The sequence below is a fragment of the Candidatus Paracaedibacter acanthamoebae genome, assembly GCF_000742835.1.
GTDB lineage: Bacteria > Pseudomonadota > Alphaproteobacteria > Paracaedibacterales > Paracaedibacteraceae > Paracaedibacter > Paracaedibacter acanthamoebae.
On sequence record NZ_CP008941.1, the window covers coordinates 1,984,383 to 1,999,418 of the forward strand.

The following is a 15,036-nucleotide window of genomic DNA, read 5'->3' on the forward strand; positions in this document are numbered from 1 at the left end:
CGCACATTCCTTATAATGTTATGTTCTGTTCATGAACAAAAAATAAGTCAATTATAGTGGCAGCATTTCAAGAGACCCGAGAAGATACTGAACAAAAAGTTTTCGTTCATCTTTTAAGTGAGATTGAGCGTAATCCGACTTTTACTCAGCGTAACCTAGCGCGAGAGCTTAACATTGCTTTAGGATTAATGAATCAATACCTTAAACGTTTTATCGCCAAAGGATGGCTTAGAGCTGCTCAAGTATCCCCCCGGCGCATTAAATATTTCATTACGCCGGCTGGTTTAAAAGAAAAAGGTTCTATGGTTCGAGACTATTTATCACGATCTTTGTCCTTTTTTCGGGATGCCCGACAACAATGCGAAGATGTTGTCACCCTCTGTCAGCATAACCAGTGGACTTCCGTCGCTCTTGTGGGACATGGTGATCTATCGGATATCATGATGCTTGTTGCTCAAGGAAGCACACTTACATTAAAAATCGTAGGTATAAAAGCCGATTTTTCAAATTTTGATGCCGTCATGATCACGGACATCCTTGACCCATACGGAGCTTACGAGAGTCTTGAAAAATTGATTCACCCTCACCACTTAATAACTATACCATTGCTCCACATTACCCGAGCGCCAAAGGAGAGCCTATTATGAAACAATGGTTTGTTGTCCATACCCACCCACAAAAAGAGCTGTTGGCAGCCCAAGAATTAATGCAACAAGGCTTTGAGGTTTATTACCCAAAATTTTTAAAAACTCGTCGTCATGCTCGACGAACAGATGAAATTATAATGCCCTTGTTCCCCCGTTACATTTTTGTTGCCTTCAATCCAGATGAAATGCCATGGCGATGCATTAACGGCACGCGCGGTATTGTTCATCTCTTAACAAACAATAATAAGCCTATTTGCCTGCCGGGGCGAATTATCAACGATCTGAAAGACCGGGAAACGACCTCAGGATTTGTGCCAGTAGAGACATTATCATTATTTACACCCGGCAACAAAGTACGTATTGTAGACGGAGCTCTTGAAGGATATAATGCAACCATTATTGCATTATCTGACCACCAGAGAGCTCAGCTGTTAATTGAATTTATGGGACGCCAACTTCAGCTTGGTCTTCCAACACAGATGATCGAAGCGGCATAAGCTTTGCTCTCTTTAAACTTTAGAATCTATCTCTGGAAACGTTCACCCGGAGTGCGGTAGCATTGGAAAAAACATGACACAAGAATTACGATTTGGATTTGGTAAAAACTGGGCAAGTTTTCTTCAACACCTTGATGAATCTCGAGTTCAAGAGGCCATAAACAGCTTAAAATCATATTTAGGTGTTGATTCACTGGCTGGCAAAACTTTTCTGGATGTGGGCTCGGGGAGCGGCTTATTTAGTTTAGCTGCCTATAGACTTGGCGCCACTGTAAAATCTTTTGATTATGATGAAAATTCAGTTGGTTGTACCAAATATCTACGTGATACGTATGCCCCTGATTCCCCTTGGGAAGTTTTTCAAGGCTCTATTCTAGGTGATGATTTAATTAAGAAAGTGGGAACATACGATATTGTCTATTCTTGGGGCGTCTTGCACCATACAGGTAATATGTATAAGGCGTTTGAAAATACAGAAAAATTAGTGAACCCAGCCGGAACCCTCTTTATTTCTATTTATAATGATCAAGGAGATCCATCTAAAAGATGGATATCTATTAAAAGAAAATATAACCAATCTGGCTGTATAATGAAAAAAACTCTTGAGTTTTATACACTCTTCAGGCAATGGAGTATCACCTTTGCAAAAGACTTTTTAAAAACCGGCAATCCCTTTAAAACCTGGATCAATTATGCAAAAAACAATCGAGGTATGTCGGCTTATTATGACCTTATTGACTGGGTGGGGGGCTATCCTTTTGAGGTTGCAAAACCTGAAGAAGTCTTTGAGTTTTTCAAAAAGCACAATTTTGAATTACACTATCTTAAGACATGTGCTGGCGGCTTAGGGTGCAATGAATTTGTCTTTAAACGAAAAAACTAGAAAACATAAATAATGTCCTCCCCTTCCATCCTATCCGCTCTTAAAAAGTTAAGGCTGCTTTTGAGTCGACCGGAAAAAATTAAAGCCCTCTGGATTGCAATTTTTGCTGTTATTTCTTCCTTTTTCGAGGTCATAACAGCCTCTTTAATTGTTGTTTTCGCTCAAGTATTGAGTCAGCCAGAAATTGGGGTAACTTATCTCCACAAAGTAGGAATGACAACAGAGTTGAGCCACAGTAGAACCATTCTCTATTTTGCTGTCGCCGTCGGAGGCATCTATTGTGTAAAAAATTCATTTGCCGCTATTGAGATATTTTTTCAAAATTTTTCGATCCAACGCATGTGCTATAATTTCAAAACCAAGCTCCTCAATAAATACATTGAAGCGGATTACGGTTTCTACCTCACCCGTAATTCCTCGCTCGGCGTCCAAGTCGTGGGAAGCGACACAGAACTCATGTTTAGTTCAGGAACGAGCGCCATTGCTAGTATTGCTTCAGAATCTATTGTCTTTTGTATTCTTATCAGTCTTATTGTGTACATAAATCCAGCATTAGCAGTTATCATCTTTGCCCTAGCCAGCTTAATTGGGTTATTGCTTACAAAAGTTATCTTACCAAAGTTCTATAAATTTGGTCAGCAGTTGCAACAAGCCTCCCTCATCGGCTTTCAAACTTTATTCCAATTTTTCCATGCTTTTAAAGAAATTATCCTTTTAGGCAAACGAGAGCAATTTATCAAAGCTTATGACACTCAAGCCTTCAAAAAAGCCCAGGTCCAAGCTTTACAAACCTCTTTTAATGCTCTTCCCCGCATCATTATTGAAGTTATGTTTGTTGGTTTATTTGTCGTCGCCATAGCCATTTTAGCTTTAGAACACGATCGCCCCTCTCAAATGATGGGTGTCTTAGGCGGTTATCTGTATGCAGGCTTTCGTTTAATGCCTGGGCTAAATCGTATCATTAATCAATTGAATCTCTTTAAATCGAGTATTCCCTCAATCGAGCGTGTTTATAACGAATATACGACCATTGCTCAGTCTCAGAATTATAAAAATATACCCACATTCCATTTCAATAAAACCATTACCTTTAAAGATGTCAGTTTTAAATATCTCAATACAAAAAACAACGCTTTACAGAATATTAATTTTGAAATTAAAAAGGGTGAATGCATTGGTATTGTTGGGGAGACAGGATCCGGAAAATCGACTGTGGTTGACACACTCTTAGGTTTATTGATTCCTCAAACTGGCTCCGTGCTTATTGATGAAATTTTTCCGGCTACTTCTGTGCAATGGCATCAAAAAATAGGGTATGTTCCTCAAACACTTTATCTCTTAGATGATACGGTCGAAAACAATATTGCCTTTGGGGAAACCACTATTAATCAAGACACTCTAATCCTGGCAATTGAGGCGGCTCAATTGACGAAGTTTATCAATAAACTACCAGATGGGATTAAAACAATGGTCGGAGAACGAGGTGTTCGTTTATCAGGGGGAGAACGTCAGCGTATTGCCATTGCCCGAGCCCTTTATCGCAACCCAGAAATTTTGATTTTTGATGAGGCCACCTCAGCTCTTGATAATGAAACCGAAGAAAAACTCATGGAAACTATTAATAAACTAAGCCAAGACCGCACTGTCATTATGATCGCCCATCGCCTTACCACACTGAAAGAGTGTGATCGTATTTTGATGATGAACAAAGGTTGCCTTGAAAGAATTGTTAACTATAAAGATTTAATTAAATCCCCCAAAGAAGAGAAAACTTATGCTTAAAAATTTTCTGATTAAAAAACCTGACTTAGACAATAAAACCATCCTCGTCACGGGGGGAACAGGGTCTTTCGGTCATCAATTTGTACAAACGATTATTGACCGGTATCATCCTAAAAAACTGATCATTTTTTCCCGCGATGAGCTCAAACAGTATGAAATGGCGCAGAAATTCCCTGAATCAAAATATCCCTTCATGCGATATTTTATTGGGGATGTAAGAGATTACAACCGTTTGGAAATGGCCTTTCGAGGCATCGATCTGGTTGTCCATGCTGCAGCCCTCAAACATGTTCCCATTGCTGAGTATAACCCCTATGAATGTATCCATACCAACGTTATTGGGGCAGAAAACATCGTTCGTGCAGCCCTAAAGTGCGGCGTTAAAAAAGTTCTTGCTCTATCAACAGATAAAGCCGTTAGCCCTATCAACCTCTATGGCGCCAGCAAATTAGCCGCAGAAAAGATTTTTATTGCTGCAAACAATATTCGGGGAGATGACCCAACTATTTTTTCAGCAGTCCGTTATGGGAATGTGGTGGGATCTCGAGGCAGTGTTGTTCCTTTCTTTAAACGCCTACTTGAGGAAGGAGCAACATCGCTTCCAATCACAGATGCCGACATGACTCGTTTCTGGATTACATTGCCTCAAGGCGTTGACTTTGTCCTTTCCAGCATTGCCTTAATGGCAGGGGGGGAAATTTTCATTCCACGGATTCCAAGCATGAAGATTATTGATCTTGCAGATGCCTTGAAGCCAGGCACAAAAACTCATATCATAGGCATTCGCCCTGGCGAGAAACTTCATGAGTGTATGCTAACCTCGGACGAAGCTTTGCAAAGCGTTGAGCTCCCTGATCGTTATGTTGTTTTGCCCGCCACCTATAAGTTATCAGATTGGCCTTGTGACCTTAAATATCAACCTGTTGGCAAGCGCTTAGTTTACTCTAGCGAAACCAATGACGAATGGCTAACTTTAGACCAATTAAACTCAATGATTCCTAACTCATGATTCCATACGGTCGTCATCATATAGATCAACAAGATATTGATCACGTTATCGAGGTCTTACAAGGCGATTGGCTGACTTGCGGGCCAATTGTTGAGACCTTTGAAGCTGAACTCGCTACTCAGGTAGGGGCAAACCATGTTGTTTCTTGTTCGAATGGAACAACAGCGCTGCACCTCGCTATGTTAGCCCTTAATATCGGCGTCAATGATGTCGTTTTAGTGCCTGCCATCACCTTTCTCGCGTCCGCAAATGCTGCACGTTATGTGGGTGCCGATGTTGTCTTTGTTGACGTTGATCCTAAGACCGGCCTGATGACACCCGAAACCTTAAAAGTAGCCATTACGGCCCATAAAGATAAAAATCTTAAAGCGGTTGTCAATGTCCACTTAGCTGGCCAATGTGAAGATCTTGAAAAAATTCATGAAATCAGTCGTCAGCATGGATTATGGCTCATCGAGGATGCGGCGCATGCCCTGGGCACAATCTACACAGATAGCACTGGCCAAGACCATTTCATTGGTGCTAATAGCTTCTCAGACCTCACGACATTTTCGTTTCATCCTGTCAAAACCATTGCCATGGGTGAAGGGGGCGCTATAACCACCCAAGATTCTCAGATTGCTGCGAAATTAAAATTGTTACGCAGCCATGGAATGGTCCGAGAGGCATCTCAATGGCAAGGCGTTGAAACAGGCCCTTGGTATTATGAAATGCAAGAGTTAGGCTATAATTATCGAATCAGTGATATCAATTGTGCCCTGGGCAGCAGCCAATTAAAGAAATTAGAATCTTTTATTGCGAAGCGTAGGGCCCTGGTTGCCCAGTACGATAGAGCATTTGCCCTCTCCTCTACTATCACTACCTTGACTAAGCTGCCAACCTCAAGAACAGCCTGGCACCTCTATATTGTACTGATGGATTTTGCACAATTAGGCCTGTCTCGGGCGGATTTCATGAAGCAGTTGAAAGATAAAGGAATCGGCACACAAGTTCATTATATTCCTTTATATCACCAGCCTTATTATAAAAAACTCTATGGAGAGGTCAACTTACCAGGAGCAGAAGCATACTACGCCAGCTGTTTAAGCTTGCCACTCTATGCTGGGTTAACGCAGGATCAACAAGATGCTGTGATCGAGGCAGTTTTAAATCATGCCTAATCGATTTGCTATAGGAACAGCCAATTTTTCTCGGCCTTATGGCGTCTTTTCTTCGGGGCATGCTTTACCAACCCCTGAAATTGATAAGATTTTGAAGGTTGCTAACCAAAACAATATTACTACATTTGATACAGCAACAGCTTATGGCGACCTATCACCAGCCTTCAAAAATTTAGCGGATGCCGATATCGTTACAAAATTTAGCGTTCTTTCGGATAAAAATCACGTTATAAAACAGCTTAATCAACTGCGAGACCATCTCAATATTGATTCCATTTATGGCGTTCTTATTCACGATCCTCAGCATCTTGATCATATTGAAAAGCATGATTTTCAAAACTTTGTCAATCGGCTCAAAGCAGAAGCAAATGTTAAGCATGTCGGTATTTCTGTTTACACGCCGGATGAATTATTCAAGTTTTCAGACATTTATATGCCGTCTTTGATTCAAGTGCCATTAAACCCCCTTAATCAAGCGTTTCTAGCAGATAAGGTTCGAGACTTTATCCAATCTAATAGCATTGAAGCACACGCAAGATCTTTATTCTTACAAGGTATCTTATTAAGTCAAAACTTACCGTCCCATTTATATAGCCTTTCAGATCAGATAAAACAATTTAGGCACCAAAGCCAGGGATTCAAAAATGAATTAAGCGCTATTCTGTGTTGGGCTTTGAAGCAAAAACTCATTACAAAATGGGTTGTAGGTCTTATGTCCGCCAGCCACCTCACAGAAATTTTAACAACTGCGTTAGAAGTGGATAACCAAGAAGCGCCCGATTTTTCATTTTTCAAAAATAACCACCATCCCCTTATTGACCCCAGGAATTGGAAACAATCATGAAAAAAGTTGCTATTATTCAAGCCCGTATGGGTTCTACCCGTTTCCCAGGTAAAGTGTTAGCCTCTTTAAAGGGTAAAGCTTTGTTACACTATGTGGTGGAAAAGGCAACGCAAATTCCCACCATTGATGAAGTGATTGTTACAACATCAACTTTAGACGCTGATAATGCTATACAGAACTGGTGTGCTACAAACAAAGTCAATTGCTTTAGAGGGGACGAAACCGATGTCCTAAAAAGATTTTATGACGCAGCAAAGGCTAATAAAGCCGCTATCGTGGTCCGCATCACAGCAGACTGTCCTCTGCTTGATCAAAATCTTGCCGGACAGGTCCTGCATCTTGTAGCCCACTGTGGCGCTGATTATGCCAGCAACATTTTGCCCGCAACTTGGCCAGATGGTCTTGATTGTGAGGCTTTTACGTTTGCTGCCTTAGAACATGCTTATAAGGAAGCCCACCGTCCAAGTGATCGCGAGCATGTAACGCCGTATATTCGCAACAATCACTATAAATTTAAGGTAATGAATATTCCTTCACCTATCCCTGGCTTGCAAAATTATCGATGGACAGTTGATTCGCGCGATGACTTAAATTATATCGACCAATTACTTTCTTTAAGTAAAGATAATCCAACGACCTATGATATTATTGAAACAATTAAAAAACATCGCGACGTGAAACAACCCGCTTATATCCGCAATGAAGGCTTTGCTAAGTCCCTTACAGAAGAAGAAATCTATTGCACCGATGTCAGTAAATCTCAGGAATTATTGCAACGCGCTTTAAAAACTATTCCTTTAGGATCCCAGACGTTTAGTAAAGCTTATATTCAATACCCCGAAAAAACCTCCCCTCTATTCTTAACTCACGGCCAAGGGAGTCGAGTTTGGGATGTCGATGGCAATGAATATATTGATCTTGTCAGTGGCTTACTGCCGAATGTCTTAGGTTACAATGACCCTGATGTAAATTTTGCAATTCAACATCAATTACAAAAGGGTATCTCATTTAGCTTATCAACCGAGCTCGAAATTCAATTAGCTGAAAAATTATGCTCTATTATCCCGTCAGCAGAAAAAATACGTTTTGGTAAAAATGGCACCGATGTTACTTCTGCTGCCATTCGGCTCGCGCGCGCTTACACTGGTCGTGATAAAATAGCGACGTGTGGCTATCATGGATGGCAAGATTGGTACATTGGATCGACAACGCGCAATAAAGGTGTTCCAAAAGCCGTTTGTGGTTTAACCTCTCCTGTTCCCTATAATGACTTGAATCAGCTTGAAACACTCTTAAAAACAAAAGAATACGCTGCTGTTATTATGGAACCTTGTAATACAACAATGCCAGCAGCTGGTTATCTGCAAGGGGTTAAAGATCTTTGTGAAACACATGGTTCGGTTTTTATTTTGGACGAAATTATCACGGGATTTCGTTTTGCCTTAGGAGGAGCCCAACAGTATTTCGGTGTTACGCCACACTTATCCTGTTTTGGCAAAGCTATGGGTAATGGTATGCCGATTTCTGCAATTGTTGGATGCACTGATATTATGAAGGAAATGGAAGAAATTTTCTTCTCCGGTACTTTTGGGGGTGAAGCCCTGTCTATAGCAGCTGCTATTGCTACGATCGATAAGATTGAAAAAGAAGATGTCACTGATCAACTCTGGTCATTTGGAAAAGAGTTAGCCACTCAAATTCAAACAATTATTAATGATCACGATTTAAATGACGTTATTGGGATCCTCGGATTAGACCCATGGCGCATTCTTTCTTACAAAGATATAGATTCCTATACCAGTTTTGATATTAAAACCTTATTTATCCAAGAGATGACCAAACGCGGCATCTTAATTAACGGATCGTTTAACATTAATTTTGCTCATACAATCCTAGATCAAGATAAAATTGTCGCCGCTTTTAAACAAACAGCTGAAATTTTGTCCCGAGCTGTCCATAAAAATGAAATGTCCAATCTACTTGTGAACCCAACCATTAAACCGTTATTTAAAGTGAGATGAGATGGCAAAGAAAGCTTTCTTCAGATTTGAAGCTTCTCTACTTATAGGTGCCGGCCATGTCATACGGAGTTGCGTTATTGCTGATGAACTCATTGCCCGAGGATGGGAGTGTCAAATCATTACCTCTGCCGAAAGCTATAAGTTTATCAAAATTTTAAGCCGATTCCCTCGCCTTGATCCCTCTATTTTTGAAGCATCGCCTCAAGCTTGTGATTTATTGGTCATTGATCATTACGATATAGATGCGTCTTACGAGAGTCAGCTCAGGCCTTTTTCAAAAAAAATCATAGTAATTGATGATTTAGCAAATCGACCTCATGACTGTGATATTTTGCTTGATCAAACTTATGGCCGCCTCGAAGAAGACTACCGATCCCTTGTTCCTTCTTCCTGCAAAATTTTGACAGGTATTGATTATGTTCTTTTACGCAAAGAAATCCGAGATTTGCGCGACAAAGCTCTTGCAAAAAGGCAAAGCACAAAGGACATTAAGCGTATTTTAATTACGATGGGGGGGAGTGATCCAAAGAACTTTACGCTCCAAGCTTTAGAGATGATTCAACAATCCGGTTTTTCAGGGGCAATTGACATCGTCCTCGGGTTTTCCTCTGAAAACTTAGAAAGTGTCACGCAATTTGCAGATAGTTTACCGAACAAAGTTACCATCCATACAAATGCGGATATGCCTCAATTGATGTATGAAGCTGATTTATGTATTGGAGCCGCAGGCAGTGGGGTATGGGAAAGATTGTACTTAGGTTTGCCATCCGTCTTAATACAAACGGCTGGTAACCAAGCAATCATTTACAATCACTTAACGCGTAAGGGCCAACTTAAAGAATTAACTCTTAACTTTGATAAAGACGAATTACAAAATCTGTTTCACCAATCAGCCCACATAATTCAACGAGATAACTTTGCTAATCTGATGAGCCTTCTCATCGATCACACCTTAGAAATAGAAAAGAAACTTCAGTTACGTAAAGCTCAGTTAGAGGATTTAGATCTCGTTTACAGTTGGCAACAACTAAAAGAAATTCGAAAATTTTTTAATAATCCCTCAGCACCATCTTATGGTGAACATAAGGAATGGTTTATTAAAAGACTAAAAAAAACAAGTGAACCATATTTGATTTTAGTCCATGAAGGAAAAGATATAGGAGCTGTGTCTTTAACTATAAACTCTACTCAGGAATATGAATTAAGTTGGTATATATTGCCGAGTTATTGGGGTAAAGGGATCGGTACCGCAGCTTTAGAACTCGTAAAAAAATATGGATCAATTCATCCAATTCGGGCATTTGTTAATAAAGGAAATATCGCATCTCATAAATCCTTTAAAAAAGCAGGATTCAAAGAATTAGGTTTAGGATATTATTACTATGCGGAATAATTATGTTATCGCCACGATTAAAGATTGGCACATTGATGAATATAACCGACGCAAAGAAACAGATTTTAAGGATTGGACGTTCATCAATCACCCCGATGACCTTACGATTGAGCTGTTAACAAAGCTTAATCCTAAATATATATTCTTTCCTCATTGGAGCTGGATTGTTCCATCAGAGATAGTTAATACATTTACATGTGTTTGCTTTCATTCATCCGATGTTCCTTATGGACGAGGGGGTAGCCCTATACAAAATTTAATTATTCGCGGCCATATCGACACAAAGATTTCTGCCTTGAAAATGGTGGAGGAAGTAGATGCAGGTCCCGTCTATATGAAAACTCCTCTTTCCCTCAATGGCAATGCTCAAGAAATTTTTGAAAATTCTGCAAAAGTAATAGCCGATATGATGATTGAGATTGTTAAAAACAACCCAGACCCAATTCCTCAGCTTGGTGAGGCTACTGTCTTCAAACGTCGTAAAGAAAGTGATAACGCAATTGCAACTGACAAAAATTTGGCCCATGTCTATAATCAGATCAGAATGTTAGATGCTGATTCCTATCCAAAGGCCTTTATAAATTATGGAAATTTACACTTAGAATTTACAGATAGTCAATTAGAAGGCGAAGAATTGATTGCAAAAGTGAGAATTACCCAAAAATCATGATGAAACAAAGAAAAATACTCATAATCGCAGCCCATCCGGATGATGAAGTATTAGGATGTGGTGGAACTATTTTAAAACATAAAGAGAATGGCGATAATATTTCTCTTATTTGGATGACCGACGGAATTAATGCAAGAATTTCAGCGTCTTCGGAAGAAAAATTGGCCCGGGCTCAAGGTTATCAAGCAGCCTTAAAATTTATTAACCCCGCCCAATACAAACTTTTTGACTTTCCTGACAATCAGATGGATACAGTGTCACTGCTATCAATGACTCAATCTCTGGAATCAGAAATTATAAAAACAGCTCCTGATATTATTTATACTCACTGTCCCCATGACTTAAATGTTGATCATGTAATGACGTACAAAGCCGTCATTACTGCTACCCGACCAGGCAGTAAATCTTTTGTAAAGGAAATATATGGTTTTGAAGTTCCCTCAAGTACCGAGTGGAATTTTGGGGCTGCTCCCTTTAAACCAGATACATTTGTGAATATTACCGATTGGATTGATCAAAAAAAAGAACTATTGAACTGCTATAAAGATGAATTACGCTCTTTTCCCCATGCTCGGTCTATAGAAAATATTATCGCATTAAATCAAGTTAGAGGAGCAACAGCAAACTTACCTTATGCTGAGGCTTTTATAACACTAAGGAGAGTAATAAATGCCTAAACCTTATATTATTGCCGAACTTTCTGGCAATCACAACGGCGATATTAATCGCGCTTTCCAAGTCATTGAAGCGGCCAAAAAGGCTGGAGCTGATGCTGTTAAATTGCAAACCTATACAGCTAATACAATGACGATAGATTGTGACAAAGATGATTTCTTAATTAAAGGCGGCCTCTGGGCTGGTTATAAGCTTTATGATCTTTATCAAGAAGCTCAAACACCTTGGGAGTGGCATCCTCAATTATTTGATTATGCGAAAAAACTTGGCATCACAATTTTTTCCACACCGTTTGATGAAACAGCCGTTGATTTTCTAGAATCACTTGACGCACCAATTTATAAAATAGCTTCTTTTGAATTAGTTCATCATCCCTTAATTGCTTACGTTGCACGTCTTAAAAAACCGATGATTATGTCAACCGGCATGGCTTCTCTTGAAGAAATTAGCGAAGCAGTGGACGTCGCGCTGAAAAATGGGTGCACAGATCTAACGTTGTTGCATTGTGTCAGCGAATATCCAGCCCCTGTTGAAAACTGTAACCTTGCGACCATGGTTGATCTAAAGGCAAAATTCCCAAACTGCAAAATTGGTCTTTCTGATCATACAATGGGGACGACTATTTCCATTGCTGCCGTAGCTTTGGGAGCCACAGTGATTGAAAAGCATGTCACCTTAAAACGATCGGATGGTGGCGTCGATTCAGCCTTTTCATTAGAGCCAGAAGAACTAAAATTACTATGCGAGACGACACGTGATGCAGCCTTAGCATTGGGGGCTATTAATTACCAACGCAGTGATTCTGAACGTAAAAATATGGCTTTCCGTCGCAGTATTTATGCAGTGAAAGATATTGCTGAAGGAGAAGAGTTTACGAAGGAAAATATCAGAATTATCCGACCAGGCTATGGTGCTGCTCCCAAACATTTCCCAGAGATTTTAGGGAAGAAATCAAAAAATTATTATCAATTAGGGGCACCCATTTCTAATTAACTTTGGCAACCCTAATATTAAGATGACCCTATAAAAATGACTATCATTAAAAAACCCTTATTCTTTCTGCCTGTTGAGTCGACGCCTCGCGAGCTTGATTATAAGCTTAATATCGCTCGCAAACTTTGTCGCCATGGAATTGATGTTATAATAGGAAACCCACCATTTATAAGAGATGAACTACACTATAAAAATTTCAAGGGTGGTTTTTTAGAAAAGGGTATGAACCCCCTTCCTTCCTATTACAAAAGCCTTAAAGAAAAAAATATAATTGTATACTGCTTGAGTGATGAAGGTGCTGCTCATCCTGCTTTTAGTGTAACTTATGAACCGGCCGTAGAAAGTCTCAAACTAGCTGAAAAAGTTTTTCTATGGGGCGAATTCCAAAGAAAAGATCTAATCGCCAGGAATTCTAATCCTGATCTGATTTCAAGGTATCAGGTTATTGGTTATCCGGGGCTAGAGCTCTCTTTACCAAAATACAAAGATTACCATAATTGCTTAAGGCCCCCATCCATTGGTAAAGATTATATCTTAATAAACACAAATTTTGGTTCCATTAATGGGCATTCTATGGAGGAAGTATTAAAAGCGTGTCCATCAATGAGTCCAGAGACCCTGGCCATGGTTAAGACATCATATGAAAATGAGAAAAAAGGTTTTGCATTGTTTCGCGACTGGCTAGACTATATTATACAAAATTTTCCTACTGAGCATTTTCTTCTCAGGCCCCATCCGGTGGAGAAAAAAGAAAATTATGCTGCTTACTTTGGAAAGTATAAGAATGTTACTATTTCGCAAGCTGGAAATGCGAATCACATAATAGCTGGTGCTAAACTTGTGATTCATAATGACTGTACAACGGCTCTTCAAAGTTACTTAGCAGGAATGCCTGTAATCTCTCTTGCGAAATCAAACATTGATTATATTCATGCAGGCTGGGCTTTAGCATTTGGCGCTCAACCAGACTCAAAAGAACAAGCCGTCGACTTAATCTCTCATGTACTAAGACTTGGTCATTTTAATGACAGTATGAAAAGTTCGATTAATCAACAGGCAGCGGAAATTACCTCGCAAATGTTCTGCAACCTCGACCATAGTACCGAAACCTTAGTAGAAACAATTTTATCTTCAATGCGTAATCAATTTACAGCATTTGCTCCTTATGCCGTAAAAGATTCAAGAACTTTATTACAAAAATTCAAAGCGTTTTTGAGGAAGTTTTTCCCTCTTCATTATAAAGTGCCTATTGCAGGAAGAGTCGCCTTATCCCCCTTCAATAAAACAGATATACATCAACGCTTAAAACTATTAAATAAAATAGATGGTATTAGGCAGTCTTATAAAATAAAGAAGCTTTATCCAAACACGTATTTTATAGCGGGAAAATAAACAATGAAAGTAGCAGTTTTTGGGTGGTATGGTCATGATAATGCCGGAGACGAACGGATCAAATATAGCCTTGAATATTTTCTTAAAACATTAGGTGGCATTGATGCTGTCAATTTTTATGATCTCCATAAACACGCAATTCAAGGTAAAACTAGCAAGTTTGACCATTATGATTTAATTATAATCGGAGGGGGTGGTTTAATCCTATCACAACATAATTATCATGATTTTATTATGGGGATTGGAACAAAGATTATCACAGCCGGGGTTAGTGTAGAAACAGCATTAATTGGCAATCCAAAAAAATTTGCTGAAGCCCTGCTTGAAAAAAGCTCCGCATTTCTAGTTAGAGATCAAGCGAGCAAAGAAAAACTGACCCCTTTAGATAGGGACAATAAAGTTGTTGTAAGTAGTGATTTAACATTTTTAACTCCCTTTGAGATAGTGCCCTATAACTTATCTAATACAATTGCTGTAAATTTTTTAGCAAAATCAAAAATCAATTTAGCCGCTATTCCAAGATTTTTATTGAAAACAATTGAAATAGCTAATCGGTTAGGCATAAAAAATATGCCCCCAATTTATTCTTTTAAACAAATTGTGAGAGTACTTAAAAATAAGTATTCTATAATCCCTATCCCTTTGTACACCGTTAAACAACCCCCTGATATTCCATACTATCAAATGAATGACGTAGCTATTCTTCATACTTATTTTAACCAAGTTGCTTCTAATTTTGATGATTCCCTGATGGATGAATGTAATTTATTTTTGAGCATGCGCCTTCATGGACTTATTTTCGCAATCCAAAAGGGTTTATTGCCATTAACATTTTCCATTTATCCCAAACAAATAAATATTATGAAAGAAGTTGGATTAGACTCGGGTATTATAGATATCAGAAGTATTAAGGAAACCCCTCGGTTTATAGAAAACTCTTTAAACAATATCGAAACGAATCGAGAAAAAGTTATATTTTATAGAGAAAAGGCATCCATACAAATCACAAATGATGTGCTCCGAGTAATAAATTAGCTCATAATGCCAACACTATTTTAAAAGGATTTATA

At 39.1% G+C, this 15,036-nt stretch carries 14 protein-coding genes; all 14 read left to right on the top strand.

What is annotated here, in order from left to right; all coding sequences use genetic code 11:
• Nucleotides 1–56 precede the first annotated feature (56 nt).
• The 14 genes from ID47_RS09070 to ID47_RS09135 all read left to right on the top strand — a co-directional run bounded on the left by ID47_RS09070 (nt 57) and on the right by ID47_RS09135 (nt 15,001).
• Nucleotides 57–647 carry a winged helix-turn-helix transcriptional regulator gene (locus tag ID47_RS09070; protein ID WP_038465770.1) on the top strand — a complete coding sequence of 197 codons (591 nt, stop codon included), beginning with the start codon at nt 57–59 and terminating at the stop codon, nt 645–647.
• Entirely contained in the window at nt 644–1,144 is a 501-nt protein-coding gene (gene nusG, locus ID47_RS09075; RefSeq protein WP_038465772.1) for a transcription termination/antitermination protein NusG, read from the top strand. The genes ID47_RS09070 and nusG overlap by 4 nt, the downstream gene beginning before the upstream one ends.
• A 73-nt stretch (nt 1,145–1,217) precedes the next feature.
• Nucleotides 1,218–2,027, top strand: a complete 810-nt coding sequence (locus ID47_RS09080; RefSeq protein ID WP_051908795.1) for a class I SAM-dependent methyltransferase — start codon at nt 1,218–1,220, stop codon at nt 2,025–2,027.
• Between the two features lie 12 nt (nt 2,028–2,039).
• Nucleotides 2,040–3,809, top strand: a complete 1,770-nt coding sequence (locus ID47_RS09085; RefSeq protein WP_051908796.1) for an ABC transporter ATP-binding protein — start codon at nt 2,040–2,042, stop codon at nt 3,807–3,809.
• On the top strand, nt 3,802–4,818 hold the full coding sequence (pseB, locus tag ID47_RS09090) for a UDP-N-acetylglucosamine 4,6-dehydratase (inverting) (RefSeq protein WP_038465778.1): 1,017 nt from the start codon (nt 3,802–3,804) through the stop codon (nt 4,816–4,818). Before ID47_RS09085 ends, pseB begins: the two co-directional genes overlap by 8 nt.
• Nucleotides 4,815–5,978, top strand: coding sequence for a UDP-4-amino-4,6-dideoxy-N-acetyl-beta-L-altrosamine transaminase (gene pseC / locus ID47_RS09095; protein WP_038465781.1), 1,164 nt, complete (start codon nt 4,815–4,817; stop codon nt 5,976–5,978). Before pseB ends, pseC begins: the two co-directional genes overlap by 4 nt.
• The gene (locus tag ID47_RS09100; protein WP_038465782.1) at nt 5,971–6,822 is read left to right on the top strand and encodes an aldo/keto reductase; all 852 of its coding nucleotides are present in this window, start codon (nt 5,971–5,973) and stop codon (nt 6,820–6,822) included. The genes pseC and ID47_RS09100 overlap by 8 nt, the downstream gene beginning before the upstream one ends.
• A complete protein-coding gene (locus tag ID47_RS12485; RefSeq protein WP_038465784.1) occupies nt 6,819–8,843 on the top strand; it encodes an aminotransferase class III-fold pyridoxal phosphate-dependent enzyme in 2,025 nt (674 codons plus the stop codon). Before ID47_RS09100 ends, ID47_RS12485 begins: the two co-directional genes overlap by 4 nt.
• Before the next feature lies 1 nt (nt 8,844).
• Nucleotides 8,845–10,236 carry a UDP-2,4-diacetamido-2,4,6-trideoxy-beta-L-altropyranose hydrolase gene (gene pseG / locus ID47_RS12035; protein WP_051908797.1) on the top strand — a complete coding sequence of 464 codons (1,392 nt, stop codon included), beginning with the start codon at nt 8,845–8,847 and terminating at the stop codon, nt 10,234–10,236.
• Nucleotides 10,226–10,906: a formyl transferase gene (locus ID47_RS09115; RefSeq protein ID WP_038465786.1), complete on the top strand. Its 681-nt coding sequence runs from the start codon at nt 10,226–10,228 to the stop codon at nt 10,904–10,906. The genes pseG and ID47_RS09115 overlap by 11 nt, the downstream gene beginning before the upstream one ends.
• Nucleotides 10,903–11,583, top strand: a complete 681-nt coding sequence (locus ID47_RS09120; RefSeq protein ID WP_084676003.1) for a PIG-L deacetylase family protein — start codon at nt 10,903–10,905, stop codon at nt 11,581–11,583. Before ID47_RS09115 ends, ID47_RS09120 begins: the two co-directional genes overlap by 4 nt.
• Nucleotides 11,576–12,574, top strand: a complete 999-nt coding sequence (gene pseI, locus ID47_RS09125; RefSeq protein WP_038465790.1) for a pseudaminic acid synthase — start codon at nt 11,576–11,578, stop codon at nt 12,572–12,574. Before ID47_RS09120 ends, pseI begins: the two co-directional genes overlap by 8 nt.
• 36 nt (nt 12,575–12,610) lie before the next feature.
• The gene (locus ID47_RS09130) at nt 12,611–13,966 is read left to right on the top strand and encodes a surface carbohydrate biosynthesis protein (protein ID WP_038465792.1); all 1,356 of its coding nucleotides are present in this window, start codon (nt 12,611–12,613) and stop codon (nt 13,964–13,966) included.
• Between the two features lie 3 nt (nt 13,967–13,969).
• Nucleotides 13,970–15,001: a polysaccharide pyruvyl transferase family protein gene (locus ID47_RS09135; protein WP_038465795.1), complete on the top strand. Its 1,032-nt coding sequence runs from the start codon at nt 13,970–13,972 to the stop codon at nt 14,999–15,001.
• The last annotated feature ends 35 nt before the right edge of the window (nt 15,002–15,036 follow it).